The sequence below is a fragment of the Caldisphaera lagunensis DSM 15908 genome, assembly GCF_000317795.1.
GTDB classification, from domain to species: domain Archaea; phylum Thermoproteota; class Thermoprotei_A; order Sulfolobales; family Acidilobaceae; genus Caldisphaera; species Caldisphaera lagunensis.
In genome coordinates this window covers 506,282-521,802 of the sequence record NC_019791.1, presented here as the reverse complement: position 1 = coordinate 521,802, position 15,521 = coordinate 506,282, and the positions used below count along the sequence as shown (strand labels likewise).

At 27.8% G+C, this 15,521-nt stretch carries 20 protein-coding genes and 1 tRNA gene; 11 read left to right on the top strand and 10 right to left on the bottom strand.

Annotation, left to right across the window (positions count from 1 at the left end):
* Positions 1–5: 5 nt before the first annotated feature.
* From CALAG_RS02595 to CALAG_RS02585, 3 genes are all read right to left on the bottom strand, one after another.
* On the bottom strand, positions 6–755 hold the full coding sequence (locus CALAG_RS02595; RefSeq protein ID WP_015232189.1) for a phosphoglycerol geranylgeranyltransferase: 750 nt from the start codon (positions 753–755) through the stop codon (positions 6–8).
* A gap of 52 nt (positions 756–807) precedes the next feature.
* Positions 808–1,137 carry a Zn ribbon-containing protein gene (locus CALAG_RS02590; RefSeq protein ID WP_015232188.1) on the bottom strand — a complete coding sequence of 110 codons (330 nt, stop codon included), beginning with the start codon at positions 1,135–1,137 and terminating at the stop codon, positions 808–810.
* 100 nt (positions 1,138–1,237) lie between these two features.
* Entirely contained in the window at positions 1,238–2,395 is a 1,158-nt protein-coding gene (locus CALAG_RS02585) for an iron-containing alcohol dehydrogenase (protein WP_015232187.1), read from the bottom strand.
* Between the two features lie 118 nt (positions 2,396–2,513).
* Between CALAG_RS02585 and CALAG_RS02580 the strand changes: the two genes are divergently transcribed.
* Positions 2,514–2,589: transfer RNA gene (locus tag CALAG_RS02580), tRNA-Gly, on the top strand.
* Between the two features lie 83 nt (positions 2,590–2,672).
* On the opposite strand, the gene CALAG_RS02575 is transcribed toward CALAG_RS02580, so the two are convergent.
* Entirely contained in the window at positions 2,673–3,044 is a 372-nt protein-coding gene (locus CALAG_RS02575; protein WP_015232186.1) for a hypothetical protein, read from the bottom strand.
* A gap of 88 nt (positions 3,045–3,132) precedes the next feature.
* Entirely contained in the window at positions 3,133–3,498 is a 366-nt protein-coding gene (locus CALAG_RS02570) for a DsrE family protein (RefSeq protein ID WP_015232185.1), read from the bottom strand.
* 54 nt (positions 3,499–3,552) lie between these two features.
* Here CALAG_RS02570 and CALAG_RS02565 point away from each other — a divergent pair, with 54 nt between their 5' ends.
* Both CALAG_RS02565 and CALAG_RS02560 read left to right on the top strand, forming a co-directional pair.
* Positions 3,553–3,795 carry an encapsulin gene (locus CALAG_RS02565; protein WP_281086582.1) on the top strand — a complete coding sequence of 81 codons (243 nt, stop codon included), beginning with the start codon at positions 3,553–3,555 and terminating at the stop codon, positions 3,793–3,795.
* A 617-nt stretch (positions 3,796–4,412) separates the two neighbouring features.
* Positions 4,413–4,877 (top strand): hypothetical protein, encoded by a 465-nt coding sequence (locus tag CALAG_RS02560; protein WP_048816692.1) that lies wholly within the window; start codon positions 4,413–4,415, stop codon positions 4,875–4,877.
* Between the two features lie 157 nt (positions 4,878–5,034).
* Here the strand turns inward: CALAG_RS02560 and CALAG_RS02555 are convergent, their stop codons facing one another.
* The 3 genes from CALAG_RS02555 to CALAG_RS07920 all read right to left on the bottom strand — a co-directional run bounded on the left by CALAG_RS02555 (position 5,035) and on the right by CALAG_RS07920 (position 8,820).
* Complete coding sequence (locus tag CALAG_RS02555; RefSeq protein WP_015232183.1) at positions 5,035–6,297, bottom strand: hypothetical protein; 1,263 nt, start codon at positions 6,295–6,297, stop codon at positions 5,035–5,037.
* An 18-nt stretch (positions 6,298–6,315) separates the two neighbouring features.
* Positions 6,316–8,064 (bottom strand): AAA family ATPase, encoded by a 1,749-nt coding sequence (locus tag CALAG_RS02550; RefSeq protein ID WP_015232182.1) that lies wholly within the window; start codon positions 8,062–8,064, stop codon positions 6,316–6,318.
* Between the two features lie 609 nt (positions 8,065–8,673).
* On the bottom strand, positions 8,674–8,820 hold the full coding sequence (locus CALAG_RS07920; RefSeq protein ID WP_157463161.1) for a hypothetical protein: 147 nt from the start codon (positions 8,818–8,820) through the stop codon (positions 8,674–8,676).
* A 415-nt stretch (positions 8,821–9,235) separates the two neighbouring features.
* Here CALAG_RS07920 and CALAG_RS02545 point away from each other — a divergent pair, with 415 nt between their 5' ends.
* From CALAG_RS02545 to CALAG_RS02515, 8 genes are all read left to right on the top strand, one after another.
* The gene (locus tag CALAG_RS02545; RefSeq protein ID WP_048816691.1) at positions 9,236–9,454 is read left to right on the top strand and encodes an alpha/beta hydrolase; all 219 of its coding nucleotides are present in this window, start codon (positions 9,236–9,238) and stop codon (positions 9,452–9,454) included.
* 194 nt (positions 9,455–9,648) lie between these two features.
* Positions 9,649–10,305 carry a hypothetical protein gene (locus CALAG_RS02540; protein WP_015232180.1) on the top strand — a complete coding sequence of 219 codons (657 nt, stop codon included), beginning with the start codon at positions 9,649–9,651 and terminating at the stop codon, positions 10,303–10,305.
* 87 nt (positions 10,306–10,392) lie between these two features.
* Positions 10,393–11,226, top strand: coding sequence for a hypothetical protein (locus tag CALAG_RS02535; RefSeq protein WP_015232179.1), 834 nt, complete (start codon positions 10,393–10,395; stop codon positions 11,224–11,226).
* Positions 11,227–11,354: 128 nt separating this feature from the next.
* On the top strand, positions 11,355–11,534 hold the full coding sequence (locus CALAG_RS02530) for a protein translocase SEC61 complex subunit gamma (RefSeq protein ID WP_015232178.1): 180 nt from the start codon (positions 11,355–11,357) through the stop codon (positions 11,532–11,534).
* Between the two features lie 10 nt (positions 11,535–11,544).
* Complete coding sequence (locus tag CALAG_RS02525; RefSeq protein ID WP_015232177.1) at positions 11,545–12,012, top strand: transcription elongation factor Spt5; 468 nt, start codon at positions 11,545–11,547, stop codon at positions 12,010–12,012.
* 195 nt (positions 12,013–12,207) lie between these two features.
* Positions 12,208–12,351, top strand: a complete 144-nt coding sequence (locus CALAG_RS07910) for a hypothetical protein (protein WP_157463159.1) — start codon at positions 12,208–12,210, stop codon at positions 12,349–12,351.
* Positions 12,352–12,390: 39 nt separating this feature from the next.
* Positions 12,391–13,014, top strand: a complete 624-nt coding sequence (psmB, locus tag CALAG_RS02520; RefSeq protein ID WP_015232176.1) for an archaeal proteasome endopeptidase complex subunit beta — start codon at positions 12,391–12,393, stop codon at positions 13,012–13,014.
* A 7-nt stretch (positions 13,015–13,021) separates the two neighbouring features.
* Positions 13,022–13,792: an endonuclease V gene (locus CALAG_RS02515; protein ID WP_015232175.1), complete on the top strand. Its 771-nt coding sequence runs from the start codon at positions 13,022–13,024 to the stop codon at positions 13,790–13,792.
* A gap of 4 nt (positions 13,793–13,796) precedes the next feature.
* Here the strand turns inward: CALAG_RS02515 and CALAG_RS02510 are convergent, their stop codons facing one another.
* Together CALAG_RS02510 and guaB are read right to left on the bottom strand one after the other, a co-directional pair.
* Entirely contained in the window at positions 13,797–14,057 is a 261-nt protein-coding gene (locus tag CALAG_RS02510; RefSeq protein WP_015232174.1) for a hypothetical protein, read from the bottom strand.
* Between the two features lie 155 nt (positions 14,058–14,212).
* The gene (gene guaB / locus CALAG_RS02505) at positions 14,213–15,478 is read right to left on the bottom strand and encodes an IMP dehydrogenase (protein ID WP_015232173.1); all 1,266 of its coding nucleotides are present in this window, start codon (positions 15,476–15,478) and stop codon (positions 14,213–14,215) included.
* Between the last annotated feature and the right edge of the window lie 43 nt (positions 15,479–15,521).

The following is a 15,521-nucleotide window of genomic DNA, read 5'->3' as shown; positions in this document are numbered from 1 at the left end:
TATTTTCAATAAGAATTTCTTATTGCCCTTATCATATGATAAAGAGAAAGGGGATCTTTTTCAACTATTGTGCCATTAACAATGCCATCGGCTCCAGCTTTTATGGCCTCCTTAGCGCTCTCTGGACTATTTATTCCTCCACCAACAATCAGCAATCCATCATATTCTATTTGATCTAATGCTCTCCTAACTAATGATATTGTTTGAGGTGGTATTGGATAAGGCGCACCACTCCCTGCTTCTAAATAAATAATTTTAGCGCCCAACATTGCTCCGGCTAAAGAATAAGCTGCTGCAATATCACCTCTTTCATAAGGAATAGGCCTAGCCTTTCCAATATATCCAGCAGCACCACCATGACCTATTATTATATAGGCAGTAGGTATGGTTTCAAGGCCCATTCTTAATATTATAGGAGCTGCTTGGGCCTGAACCCCGCCAACATAATAGGGATCATCACTATTTAATAAAAGCATAAATAATACAGCATCTGCAGAAGAAGTTAATCCATTAATATTGCCTGGAAAAAGTATCACAGGCAAACCAGATTCTTTACAAGATTTTACAAGCTCTGTAAGATGGGGTTCATAAACTCCTAGAGAACCCCCTATTAGTATGGCATCAGATCCAGCTTCATATGCATTCAAAGATATTTTTTTAGCTATTTCTGGGTTTGTTTTATCTGGATCAATTAATGTAAGATGAATTTTATTGTCTTTATTTTTTAACAATCTTTTAAATGTCTTATCTTTCAATTTTTCACCCTAATCAATTAATATTATTCATTCAAGGGCCATTTTAAATTTGTTATATTTCACCTTCATCATCTACCTCTTCTTCCGTTTCAGCTTCCGTTTCACTCTCAGTTTTTTCACATTCGCTTAGTTTATTATCATAACTTAGATCTACTATTTTATTATATACATCAACTCTATCTAAAACCCTAGGAACCTTTAATTCACAATATAGATGGCAATTACCACATTTTGCGATAGCCATTTTTTCGTCTTCATTTCCTCCAATTTTAGCGAAATCTATGGTTAATGTAACAGATCCACATCTAGGGCATTGGAAATATCTGCTCGGATGTCTTGGCTTCTTTGGTTTTAGTGATTTCTTCCTCCTTCTTCTTGCCACCAATGGCACCTCTTATGACTTTACAAAAAATAATGTGAAATTCACAGTTTAAATGTCTGTTCTTCTTTTAAATCTAAAAATCTGATTATTTATATTTTTATTATAATGAATTTTCCAATAGGTTAATCAGAATTTTTTCATCAATGTTTGTTCCATATAATCTATTTTTGAGTCTATCAACTACTACTGGATTAGCAAAGGCCCTTCTTATCGATTCTCTTAACATATCACGCCCAAATCCATAATCACTTAACTTTTTATTAAATCCAACAGAGCTATGGAACTCTATTAATGTTTTGGTAATTAAAGAATCATCAGAATTAGGCTTTATATTTGGATTTAATATTTTTAAAATCTTTGTGGATTCATTTGGAGAAGATTTGTGTATTAAAGGAGCTAATAATGGTCCTATTAAGGCTAAACCACATCCATGAGGCAAAGAAGGAACTAATCCACTCATAATATTTTCTAATGCATGTATTATATTTGTTGGACTTAAATCTATAGAAACACCGGCTAGCATTGATGCATATAATAAATAGTACCTTGGATTTATATCATCTAGTTTTTGTATAGCTAAAGGTAAGTTTTCTTTAATTTGATTTACTACCTCAAGGGATAGCATATGAACTAAAGGAGGACTATTTGATGTTGTAGAGGATTCGTATGCATGATAAAACGCATCGAATGTAGTACATAACACTTCTTCTTTTGGCATAGATAATGTATATTTTGGATCATCAAAGGCAGCTTTAGGATAACAAATAGCGTTACCTAGCTTATCACCTCTTTCTGTATCAGTTGTATTTGCATATCTATTAGCTTCAGAACCAGTTCCATGAGTTAAGTTAATAGCATATATTGGTATAATTTTTTCTACCTTTCTTTTTCCATATAGGTAATCAACTGTTTTGCCTCCATTAGCTGCCGTTGCTGCGCCCAGTTTTGCAGTATCAATAACGCTCCCTCCTCCAATAGCTATTATTGCATTTGGATTGTAGGAAATTATCATTTTAGCAAGTTCATCAGCTTGTGAAGATAAAGGATTTGGAGAAACATTATCGAATATATAATAGGAAACCCCATTTTCTTTTAATATTTTAATTGTATCATCTAAGGCGCCGCTTAACTTCGCTGACATCTTTCCAGTTACTATAATAACTTTCATATTATCTTTTAGATAATTTTTTAACTCTTGTATTGATGAAGGACCAAAGTTTATCTCATCATTATTGTATATCCATTTAAACTTTATCATTTTCTCCCCGAAGTTAAGTTACGTTTGACACTTATCTATATTTGTTTAAAAAGTATTAATATGCTAAATTTTAAATGTTTAATTTAAAAACCCTAAGAATGTTCTATAATTCGTGAGGGCGGCGGTAGTCTAGCCTGGATTAGGACGCTGGCCCGCCACGCCAGAGGTCCCGGGTTCAAATCCCGGCCGCCGCATTTTACTATCAAAAGCTTTAGATGAAATTTATTATAATGGATCTATAAATAAAATAATTTAAAATAATTAAAAAATAATTAATTTAATGTCTCGCTAAACCTATTAGTATACCAATTATGAAACCAAGAAGTATTGGACCCATAGTTAGTAGACCTAATGTAAACATAAGATTTCTTAATAATGGCTCTAAGCTTATTGCTTGTGATTGTAGTGTAGAAATTGTTTTACTTAGGCTTCCTCCAAAACTCCAAGCATTTAATATAACTCCAATTATAACTATAACAATAAATGCTATTATATATTTCAAAATTTTAATTGAAACATAACCTAATCCTAGCCCTAGGAAAAATTCTATTAGCAATGTTACTAGTTCATAAGGGTTATGTAAAGCATTAAAAAACATCTGAGTTGTTGAAGCATTTGTTACTGTTATTGTTGATAAAAATTCTATCATCTAATTCACCGCATATTTATTACAGAGTAAAGTATATAAGGCTGATAACATATTTTTTAAAAAAATAAACTATTAAATATAAACAAATTTATGGTTTAATATAAGCAAATCCTAACTTTTCTAGTTTAGCAATTGTAAATACTCCAGAGGGAGTTATTTCACATTCATCTATTAATTCCTCCTTAGTTATTTTAAGTGATTTCATAGATTTTTCACATATCAAAACCTTTACTCCTTTTTCTTTTAAATTTTTAATAAATTCCAATGTATTTTTGTTAATATTATTTTTTAAAAACAATAAAGGTGCTTTGTAATTAGCCAATAAAATGATCTCATACGTATAGTTTTCTGCATTTGCCTCTTCAATAAAGTTTCTTATGTTATTAAGAGATAGTATTAATGTTTCTTCATCATTTCTATCTATATGAAATAAAACCTTTATTTTCTCAATCATAGATCCCCCATAATCTGAGTTCCTCTCCTCCCTAAAAGATTATTACCCATTAATTTGAGTTTTCATGTCTTATATGAAATAAATATGGTAAAAGAAATAGGTAATTTAATACCAACAGATGTTGTTGATGATAATGAAATTTATGTAATTAGCAAAACAGGATTCGATATATTAGTTTATACTGATACAAATGTAGAATATAATGCAAAGGAGAAAGAATACGATATATACTTAATTTCTGAACAAATTGCACCTAGATTAATAAGTAACTCTGCAGCATGTGTAATCAAAATATAGTCAATAATTTGTTTACGTAATAAATTTAGTTTTTAGTGTTTTGATTATTATAACTTTCTATTTAATTATATATGTTCAAATTTAATTTAGATATTGGTTAGGATCTAAAATATTATAAATATTATAAATTTATGTTCAAATTATTTTATATGAATTTTCGATGGAAAGCAAAATACTTCAATGTTTTTCTTTTTATTTGAGAAAGATTTGCTAAGTTTTAGTAATTAGAATTTTAATTTTTAATAATAGTTTAAAATGGTGAGTCATTTCTTAAGTAATTCTATGAAAATACAAATCATGGAGGGAACAATCTTTCAGGGAGGAGAGAAGGTCAGAGGCCGAACTTGTAAAAACTACTGTATAGCTTCGTTGTTATTTCCACAGCTTTCCTCATATTGTCCATTTTTACTATATTTGGAATTTAAATTTCATGCTATCGCTCAAGCCCTTAACAAGTGAGTTGTTGTATTATAAATAATATAATGCTATAATTAAATAACTTATAAAAATTTTATATAGAGAAATGATTAGTGATTTTTATTATTTATTTTTAAATACATTTTATTTCCATATATATATTTAAAGCCCTAAACAATAATATATGAAACGGTGTGAACATGTATGACAAAGAATTTGCAGAGAAAATCAGTGAATGGAAAGAAATAGAAGAAAACCATTCAAAATCTCACAAAGAAACTATGGATAAGGTAAAATCGCCAATATTAAGATTAATATTAACTGTTATTTCTTTAGATTCATATAAACATAGTTTAATTTATGAAATCATAGAAGATACGATAAAAGAAAATAAATATAATATTCTATTAAAGGAAGAATCTGAAGAAGTTTTAAAAGAGCTTAAGAATCATATAATGGAAGAAAGAGAGGCAATAAAATTTTTAACTAACTTCTTAAATTCAAACAATGATTTTGTTAGATTTGCATTAAAGCTTATCTATAAGGATGAGTTATTACATCATGTATTACTTCATGATGCATTTAATGCATTAATTAATTCAAATGACGAATCTTTTAAAGAACTCTATGAATCAATCGATAAATGGTTAAAATGTGATGGTTAACCACTTTATTATAAAAATCAATAATAATTTAGAATTAAATTTAATAATACTGAAGTTTGCTTTATATGATAACATAGTTATACTTTCTATATAATTTTAGGTCTGATATATTTAATTATTAGCTATTTGAATAATGATGTTTATAATTATTATGAATTTATATGTAATTATCAAGAAAATGCATTCGTTTTATATTTTTTCTATCATCGTGTAATGGATTTATTATGACAATAAATGAATTGTAATTGCCATAGGAAAATTCTACATAACCTTCTTCTTTAGCCTTCTCATACATTTCTAATGTTCCCCTATCCTCCTCATCATAAATATTTTTCTTTGATAAACCTGGAATAGCTAAAACTGCCGTTAACGGATTATATTCATATGAATATGCCATTATCTTAAATCTACCTGCCGTAATATAGCTAGGAGACATCGAATATTTACATTCAATTATAATGTGTTTTTCATTTAATGATGAGATGCTCTGTAATAGAGAAATGTCTGGTCTTCCTTTAAATTTTTCTATTTTGCTTTCGCTAAAATTATCTACCATCTTTAAATTAGATGATTGTAAAGATTTATTAAAATATATTTTTAGATCATCTAATTCTATTATACCGTCATCATTAACTCTTTTAATTATTTTTCCCTTGCTTTCCAAGTATTTTATAACTATATAAAGTAAGTATAGCTCATATAGCTTGCTTTCAGTCATATACAAAACTTTTCTTAAATTTTCTTTGCTAGAATCTTTAAGCATTTCAGCGCTGACTTTAATAACATTTAAACTTTTTAATAGTCTATAAGACATAAATGCACGTTTTAGCCACTCTGGATCAGTATATATTTCATCTCTATAATATCCTTTGGGAAAATATTTGGACACTCTTTTAATCTTGGATAAATTATCTTTAAATTCATTAATAAAATCAAAATATTTTATTTCTTGTATAGATGGGTCTTGTATAGATCTCATTTGCTCATAATAATATGAAGCAATTTTTCTTGATTTTCTTATAATATAACCTAGTATTGAATATTCTGGTGCATTTAATCCTTCTCTATAAGTATAATAAGCAAAAAGGCCTTGTGGTAAAGAATTCATTGTATGATCAATGCTAATTTCTCCAAATATATCCTTATCATATTCTACTTTTAACTCTCTATAAGTTATTTTCTCTTTTCTTGCTTTTTCAGCTATACTAATAAGATCCCTTATAATAAGATTAGCAATAGATGATTGCAAATATAATAAAGAATATTTATCAATATTAACCGGGTTTTCTCCTATAAGCTTCTCATATATCTTTACAATATTCAATTTTTTCTGATATCTTATATAATATTTCCCTACTTTTCTTATTAATTCCTTGCTCATCCTTTTCTTATAATTTGATCTTTGCTTATTGATTATCAATGTTTACACCTTAACTGTCTATGGTCCTTTTTGGCACTCCTCTATTTTATTTTTAATAAAATTAATTTTGCTAGAATTTATTGTACCAATAGTAGATAATAAATAAGCTATGAACTTATCATAATTGCAATCAGATAACTTCAAAGAATCTAAAACAGATGAAAGAGGTATCGGAATCTTTTTATCTTTATTTTTATTCTTTTCAAAACAATTTAATAAATTTTTTATCTTATCTTTATCTATGCAATCTTTATTGTTTTTACTATAATTATCAACAATATTATCTAATGCTTTCGGCTTAAAATCAAACCTAATAAATCTTCTTGTTATGGCCTCACCAACATAAAACAGATTCCTTACATCAGTGAGGTTCATTGTAGCTATAAACCTTATTTTCTTTAATGGATCATTCTTAAACTTTTCGTAATTTGTTAAAAATTTTTCTGCCTCTTCATCTTTTTCATAATAATTTCTAATTTCCTCTATAAGCTCTCTTGTTATTTCCCAATTTTCTGGTAAAGGAGAATTAATTATGGTTAGAAATTCTCCAAATGCTTTATCAATATCTGCTCTGTTTATTTCATCTATTATAACAACATGATACCTATCATTACTATTAATTATTTCTGATGCCTTGTTATAGGCCCTTATTAATATACCTGATTTCCAAAAAATTTTACCATCAGAAGATAGTGTTTCGCCACCTATTACATTTCTTCTAAACCATAAAGAATTAGCTGTATATATCGATACCTCATTTCTTTTTGTTATTATTTTTGCTAAATCTTTAGCAATGGTTGTTTTAAATGTGCCAGGATCTCCTACAAATAAAAGGTTTCCTTTTTTAATAGAATTAATTAGCATATTTAATTTGTCTTCATTAGATTTACCTATTTCAGATATTTCAATTAAATTTAAAATTTCTTTTAGATTATTTTCTATTTCCTTAATTTTCTCTTCTTCAATTTCATTAATTAATGATTCATTTTGTTGTGAAATTGAAGGATTTTCTGAAAACGAAGAATATAAGGATTTATTAATTGCTTTATTATATAAATCTTGGTAAAAAGTCAAGGTGTTTTTTACTTCTTGATTATCAAATTTCTCTTTTATATAATCCTTAACTTGATTATTATACTCATTATAGCAAGTATTAGATATAGGTATTAGTTTTAAATCACTTCCCAATTCTCCATATAGATTTATCTTTTTAAAATCTTCATTTTTATCAATGTGTTCCTTTATATCTTTTATTGTCTTACTATTTAAATAAAGCACTTTTATTCTGAATCGTATTTTAAAATAACCGTTTTCTTCTTTCCATCCTATAAAATTCCTGTAATAGTCATAATTAATATCAGTCACTATACCAAAACCTATATAGCCATAGTTATTTTTTGAACTACCTTCTGTGACATAAAATAGAGAAAATAATGGTTTTTCTAGTTTAATTTCATTGCTTTCACCATTTTTATTTAAAAACTGATTTCTATACTTTTCAATCAATGATTTAAATTCGATACCTGTTTCTTTGTCTGTTCCTTTATTACCACTACCTGTATCACCCCATAAAGTGAAACCTATTTCTCCTTTAATGGAATATCTAATTGATTCCATCCAATGATCGTAGTGTCCTGGAAAGGCGCAAAATAGAAATTTGTTGTTTTCGACATACTCTTTTAATTTGTTAATTGTATTATTTATATCATAATTATAATCTAATAAAAATTCAAAACCTTTTCTTGGCTTTAACCATTGGCCATACATTCCTTGCACCCTTCGAAATTTTTAGCTAAATAATTTATAGATATCCACCTTAGTGAACCGCTCAGCCTTTCTATACGGATCACCCTCGCGATGAGGATCTCCTTTTCATAGAACAACCCTGATCCCTCTACACTACAGTGGAGGTTCCATCTAACGGAACCATTCAATTATGTTCCATTTAATAAGTTGTTGTTTGTCTATAAAAATCTTTCTACAAGGAACTATCCATTTCTCCCTCATGGAAAAGACCTTTCATCCCTTTAACCTTAATAGAGTTAAAAAAAGATAAATTTTCATTAAAAATGAAAAAGTATTATGTAGTATAATAATAAAAAATGATAAATGTAAACATATTATTAGAATTATTAGTATCATAAAATTAATCCCATTATATAATTTATGCTATTGAATTATTGTTAACCTGGGGGTTAACAATGCTATAATATAATAAAAATAATATGAAGGAAATTCATAGAATAATATAATAAGTAATTTAAGCTTAATAATCTGTTAATATATAGATAATAGTAAAATAAGTGAAAACATAAGGTATTGCAAAGTATGGCTTTAAATATATTAAATACAATTTTATGATTTATAAATTCGATATTATAAACATAGCATTTGATTAGCTTCCCCATTCTTTTTTATATAATTATTGTTTAAACTTGTATCATCAAATACAACAGGATTACTTTCTAAATTTATGACATAATCTCTTTCGATATATTCATTTAAATTATCAATAGAATTCATAATAAAATTATATGAGATTTAATCTGCAATAATTGCTAGCTAAGTTCTATTATTTTTAATTTTTTACTTTTATCATTTATTTCAATATTTTTTAGAATAACAACATTAAATGATATAATAAAATATTTATAATAATACATAAAACAAGCACAGGTATTATAATTAGTTAAAAAGTAATAAAGATTTAAATGATCAAAGTTTTCTTTCGTATCATTAGCATCAATTCTAACTTCTTTCAATAAAATTTCTAAAAATTATTTCATAAAATTATCAAATTATTCATTTATTTCATTTGTAGAAGACTTTATTCTGTTAATTACATGTAAAAGAAATTTTTCTTCAAAGAAACTTTTTAATTTATCGATTTCTATTATATATTTAACTTGCAATAAAGCAGTTTGCTCCTAAAATAGAAATGAAGGAAATAAGAAATGAGTTCATATATGGTAGAGAATCTAAAATACCTGTTCGCATTTATATTCCAAAAATTGTTGAAACACAAGGAATTCTAATTTATTTACATGGTGGAGGCTTTGTTTGGGGATCTAGCGATTCCTATGATCATGTATTGAGATATTTAGCAAATGAATGTAAATGCAAGGTAGCATCAATTGATTATAGATTAGCACCATAAGTTTCTAGCTGCAGTTATTGATACATTTGATTCAGTTAAGTATTTTTATGAAAAAATGTTGCAATAGCAGGAGAACGCATTAGTAGAAACTTATTACTTCCCCTACCAGCGAGACTTTCATTTATTGTAATAAAATATAATTTTTATATCTAATTTATAAGTTTAGGTTTATAATTTATTATTGGGAGCTAGAAATGAGCAATTTAGAGGTTAATCGAAATATAAAATTAGATGAATTAATGAGCAACATTGCTTTAATAACCGATAAGGTTGTTCAAATTGTTTTAGACTTATCTAATTCCCTGCTAATTCCTACCATGAATATGTTTAAGACAATTGCCAATACTCTTCAATCTCAAGATTTTATATCTCAAAATCCTGCATTACAAGAAAATATTAAAAATCTTGTAAAAACTCAAGAAAATCTTTTAAATTCACTTATTGGATTTTCAAATTATGTTTCAAATGTTTTAAGCAATTTAATAAATAATTTTATGGCATCCTTTGATCAAAATAGTATAATAACTTATTTTAACAAATTTATAAACTATGTTAAGGAAATAATATCAAGAGTTCTAGGCATATTAAAACAAATTTTTAATATTCAATTCCTAGACGCATTATTAAAATTTGTTGAGACTTTTATGAATAACTTATCTTCAAATATTAATAAAATATCTAATAGTGGTGGAAGCATTTCTGATATGCTAAAATTAATGCTTGATCAAGACTTTATTGCTTTTATAAACATAATATCACCAATAGCTAAGGCATTGGGCCAATCAATGAGGTCGATAAATATAGAAAAACAAGAAAATAATCAAAAAGTTAGTGATAATTCTAAGTCTTAATACTTAATTTAAAATAAGTAGTCTCTAAAAAATATTGTGGTATATGTTTATAAAGCATAATATCTACAAAATACTGGGAAGCGTTTCATGATAAAAGATATTAAAAGGGCCTTAATGATAACATTAACATCACCAGTAAAACCTGGTTCTATTCATAGATTTATGCCAGAAATAGAATTTGAAGAAAGAATTGTAGAGGCATTAGAAGTCTTTGATATTATGGACGAAGCGTATAGAAGAGGAAAGGAATTAGCTCTAGGAAATATAGATTCTAGATCCTTAGGATTAGGGCATTTAATATCTTCTGCTTATAAGAATGCCTTTGATTCTATAAACGAAAGACCATTACCGGGACTTGATGCAGCTGCTATAGTTTTATCATCAATTGATGGGTATTCTGAAGGGATAAAACAGAACGTTATTAATGGTATAAATTCTTTTTTATCAAGGATATTATATAAAGGAAAGCCTAGAGATGCAGTTGAATTTGTAGAATCTTTAGAAGATTTAGGATTATCGAATTATATTAATTTGCTTGAAAGGTCAGGCATTACCAAAGAGTCAATAGAGTACGAAGAAAGATCTCTAGGGGATGTATTTGAAATTTTATCAAAAATAGATTCAGGTTTTTTGCTTAATTTAAAACATTATAGTAATTTGTTGAAGTTTTCAAAGATGTTGATGAACTCTAAAAACGTTATACAAGCAGCTTTAAAGTCATATGTTTATATAGGGAAGGATTTATTTAAAATAGAAGAATTTTCGGATCTAGATATAAATGATCCAAACATTTTAAGCAAATTGCTCTCAAAAGATAAGTTATTAAAGAGAAATAGGGAAGATTTAAATGCAATTTTGGGAGGTGTTTTAATTATCCTCTATTTTTCATTAAATAATGAAAATCCTTTAAAATTATTTTAACAAAATTAAATACAAAAATACAATATATGAGAATAAAATTTTTAATATATCAAAAATAATTATATTAGATAAACGTTAAATATTAGTATATAAGACCCCACAGCAAATTAAGATTTGGAGGATTAAAGTTGGCAGCGCTAGAAAAAATTAAAGAATATTTGTCAGCATGGAAAAGGATAATATTGCTATCGAGAAGACCTGACGAAGAAGAGTTTAATCTCTTAACAAGGCTAAGTTTATTAGGCTTTGTTATAGTAGGAGCTATAGGATATATAATACATTTGATTTATGTATTATTGATTGCATAAGGTGATTTGCTTGTCAATTAGCAATCAAACACAAAAAAATAAAATATATGCTATTTCAGTAGTTGGGGGATATGAAGAAAAAATAGCTCTTATTTTTGCTGAAAGAGCTCAATCTTTGAAATTAGATATAAAGAGTATTGTCTACTCAGAGGATTTAAAAGGCACTGTTATAGTAGAAATAGGAGATCCTAAGGACTTATTTTATTTGATAAGAGGAATAAAGAATGTTAAAAGAAGAAGACCTATAGCTATAAGCTTACAAGATGTAATTAAGTTATTGAAGCCTCCAACAGCATTACCAACAATAGCTAAAGGACAATTAATAGAAGTAATTGGAGGTCCTTTCAAAGGTATGAAAGGGAGAATTGTGGAAGTATATGCAACTAGAAATGAGGCTGATATAACTTTATTAGAAGGCGATTCAAAAATAGTTGTTACAATACCTACAGAATATATAAAGGTTACCGAAGAAAAGTAATTTCAGCTAAGGTTAAAAGTAATGATTTTATCTTTTTGTATGATATAATTATAATATAGGAAACATTAAAATTTTGAATATAAGCCAAGTATTCATTCTCTTAACAAGAGACCCCGTCAATGAGGGCAGGGTAATTTACAATACTGAAGAATTAAACTTAAGATCAAATTGTAATTTCTATATAAAGCATTATGCATGGTCAATAAAAACTTTTCTATGGAGAATTGGCTAATCCTAAGGAAGCCCCTTGCTAATGTATTTGTTGTGTTCATGATGAATAAAAATAATACTTTAATTTTGATAAATGATTATCAATTAATATATGCAAAAGGTCTTTAAACGTAGAATATAACAAAAATTAACTGAGGTTTGATAGAAATGGCAATTTCATATGAACAAGGAACTGCATTAGGAATAAAAGCAAAAGATGGAGTAGTTCTTGCAACAGATAAAAGGATGTCCTACGGAAGCTTTATAATGAGCAGAAACGCAAAAAAAGTATATTTACTAAACGATAGAGTAGGCATTGCATTAACAGGACTTTATGCTGATGTTAGCGGTTTAGTAAGAATTATGAATGCGGAAATAAGCTATTATGAAACAACAAATGAAACTACAATGAGCCTTTATGCTATATCTAAATTATTCTCGAATATATTATATTCATATAAGATGCTTCCATTTCTAATTGAATCAATAATTGGTGGATTAGACAGAGATGGTAAACCAAAGATATATACACTTGATGCTTTAGGTTCAGTAACTGAAGATAAATATATGGCAGTAGGAAGTGGGGGGACAACAGCTTTAGGAGTATTAGAATACTCATATAATGATAATTTAACAATTGATGAGGCAGAAAAAATTGCCATAACAGCGCTGAAAACTACTATGGAAAGAGATTCCTCATCAGGTGATGGAATAGATCTACTCATAATTAAATCAGAAGGCAAACCATTAGAAAAATCATATAAATTAAAAGTAGTAGAAGAAGGTCAATAATATAAAAATGATTAAAGATGATAATAATTGTGTTGGAATTAGGGAAAATTTTAATGTTTCCATTGCTATAAATGATCAAATTTTGTTTAGTAAAAAAATTAATTTAAATGATTTTATAAATATAAGAGATATAGAAAATAAGGTTATTGCAGCAGTAGATGCATCTTATACGAAAAATGATTTAGGTATTGGAGTTGCCATAGCTTTTGAATATCCTAGTTATAATATAATCGATTGCGAATTAATAGCAAGGAAAGTGTGCATACCATACATACCTGGGCTCTTGGCATTTAGGGAAATGTATTTAATTTCTACTCCTTTATTAAAGTTATTAAAAAAAGTAAAACCCCAAGTTTTGTTTGTAGATGGCCATGGATATGCACATCCCAGATTTGCAGGGATAGCAACTCATATAGGAATAGTATTTGATATACCAACAATTGGGATAGCCAAAAAGAAACTTGTTGGAGAAGAAGTAGTTGAAAACAATGAATTATATTTAAGGTTTAAAGATCGTTTAGTTTCAAAAATATTGTTGATAAATAATAAAAAAATTTATGTAAGTCCAGGAAATAAGATATCCTTAGAAAATAGCTTTAATATAACTAAATTGATGATAGGTAAATTCAATTTGCCAATACCTATATATTTGGCAGACAAATTATCAAAGATAGCAAAAAGGAACCTTGAGGTATCTTATTTGGATAGTTCTAACATATTTTCTATAAATAACAATTTAAGCAATCTATGTAAAAAATTGATAAATAAAATAAAATAAAAAATTATTTTATTAAACTTGTTTTTTGTTTTTCTAAAAGCTTTCTAGCTCCATTAGTATGAGATTCTATTGTTATATCAGTATTATTGTCTTTTATTATTAGAACTTCATCTATTATTCTTCTTCCACAAACTGGACATCTATAATATCTTGTTATTTTTGTTGATCTACCATTATTATTTGATGTTTTTTCTGTTTCAGATAGATAATCCATGGGAACTTTACATCTAGGACATAGTATTTCTGTTCTTACTTCTTTTATCATGATTTTCACCTTATATTTTGTTTATTAGTAGTTTTTAGAGTCCACACTATTTTTGCTTTCTCTACACTTTGCTAATTACTGTCCAGACCTTATAAAATATAAAGGATTTTATGATATAGAGAAAAGTTAATATATTAGTCCTATTTTTATAAGAATTAAACTTCTATATCATGTATTCCAACTTCTTTAGCTCCCATGCTGGTTATTTTGGCTAGTCTTCCATTCCAAGCCTCCTCTATGTTTCTTGCTCCGGCATAGCCTAGAGATGCTTGAAGGCCTAAGGCCATTTCACTTATTGCATTGATTGCACTACCACAATATTCTACTAATCCTTCAACACCCTCTTCAATTGCCTTACTTGGCTTAGAATATCTATCCTCTGCATATCTTTTTTCCATAGCGCCTCTGCTTGCCATACCACGATATTGTTTATATACTTTATCTCCAATTCTTATTTTAATTCCTGGCGATTCTTCAGTACAGGCTAAATATCTTCCTACCATTATACTATTTGCTCCTGCTATAATGGCTTTTGCTGCGTCTCCAGCATTTTTTATTCCTCCATCTGCTATAATTGGGATTTTGCCAAAAAGGCCCAATTCTTCTAGAGCTTTCCTTGCGTTTATTGTTGCAGTTAAAGTTGGTACTGAAGCTCCTGCAACTTCTCCTGTTAAGCAAATACTACCACTTGATATACCCATTCTAAGCCCTGAAACATTTTCAACCTTTGATATGGTATCTTTGACTCCATCAATTGTTCCTAAATTTCCTGCAACAATCTCAGCACTAACATTTTTTGCTATTTTTGCAAGACTGCTTAATGCATTATCATTATGTAAATGTGCTACATCAACGACTAAAACATCTGCCCCTGCCTTATCTAAAATTTTTGCTCTTTCTAAGTCAAATGGTGATATGCCAGCCCCTACTCTTAGTTTATTATTTTCATCAAGGGTTGGGGTTAAATTTATCATGGATAATAATTTTGATAGGTAATCTATTTTCTTTGAATGAAGTGAATAATCTGCCCCTATCTTTAATATTATTGCTTTTATCTCTTTATTTATTACAACTGCAAAATTATCTTGTTCTTTTGATAAAACATCTTCTATCTTTGAATCTGGATCTACCTTTTGCACTTCTTCCCATAAATAAGGTTTTTGATCTTTCACTTTTGATACCTGTAATGCCTGTTCTTCCTTTGACATATTTCTATGTATTATTCCAATTGCACCAAGCCTTGCTAGAGTTGTTGCCATCTTCCAATCAGTTACAGTATCCATAGGGCTTGAGACTACTGGTATAGTTAAGGTAATATTTTTTGTAATTTTTCCAGAAATATTTACTTTTGAAGGTTCAATAGGTGATCTGCCTGGTACTATTACTACATCATTAAACGTTATGAATTCCTCTATACTCATATTTGACCCTCAACTAATTTGTTTCGAAATATAGTAAAAAGTA

Excerpts from the sequence above, each read along its gene's own strand:
- CALAG_RS02585 (WP_015232187.1), bottom strand. The coding sequence starts at position 2,395 with ATGATAAAGTTTAAATGGATATACAATAATGATGAGATAAACTTTGGT.
- CALAG_RS02575 (WP_015232186.1), bottom strand. The coding sequence starts at position 3,044 with ATGATAGAATTTTTATCAACAATAACAGTAACAAATGCTTCAACAACT.
- CALAG_RS02570 (WP_015232185.1), bottom strand. The coding sequence starts at position 3,498 with ATGATTGAGAAAATAAAGGTTTTATTTCATATAGATAGAAATGATGAA.
- CALAG_RS02560 (WP_048816692.1), top strand. The coding sequence starts at position 4,413 with ATGTATGACAAAGAATTTGCAGAGAAAATCAGTGAATGGAAAGAAATA.
- CALAG_RS02550 (WP_015232182.1), bottom strand. The coding sequence starts at position 8,064 with ATGTATGGCCAATGGTTAAAGCCAAGAAAAGGTTTTGAATTTTTATTA.
- CALAG_RS07920 (WP_157463161.1), bottom strand. The coding sequence starts at position 8,820 with ATGAATTCTATTGATAATTTAAATGAATATATCGAAAGAGATTATGTC.
- CALAG_RS02545 (WP_048816691.1), top strand. The coding sequence starts at position 9,236 with ATGAAGGAAATAAGAAATGAGTTCATATATGGTAGAGAATCTAAAATA.
- CALAG_RS02540 (WP_015232180.1), top strand. The coding sequence starts at position 9,649 with ATGAGCAATTTAGAGGTTAATCGAAATATAAAATTAGATGAATTAATG.
- CALAG_RS02535 (WP_015232179.1), top strand. The coding sequence starts at position 10,393 with ATGATAAAAGATATTAAAAGGGCCTTAATGATAACATTAACATCACCA.
- CALAG_RS07910 (WP_157463159.1), top strand. The coding sequence starts at position 12,208 with ATGGTCAATAAAAACTTTTCTATGGAGAATTGGCTAATCCTAAGGAAG.
- psmB (WP_015232176.1), top strand. The coding sequence starts at position 12,391 with ATGGCAATTTCATATGAACAAGGAACTGCATTAGGAATAAAAGCAAAA.
- CALAG_RS02515 (WP_015232175.1), top strand. The coding sequence starts at position 13,022 with ATGATTAAAGATGATAATAATTGTGTTGGAATTAGGGAAAATTTTAAT.
- CALAG_RS02510 (WP_015232174.1), bottom strand. The coding sequence starts at position 14,057 with ATGATAAAAGAAGTAAGAACAGAAATACTATGTCCTAGATGTAAAGTT.
- guaB (WP_015232173.1), bottom strand. The coding sequence starts at position 15,478 with ATGAGTATAGAGGAATTCATAACGTTTAATGATGTAGTAATAGTACCA.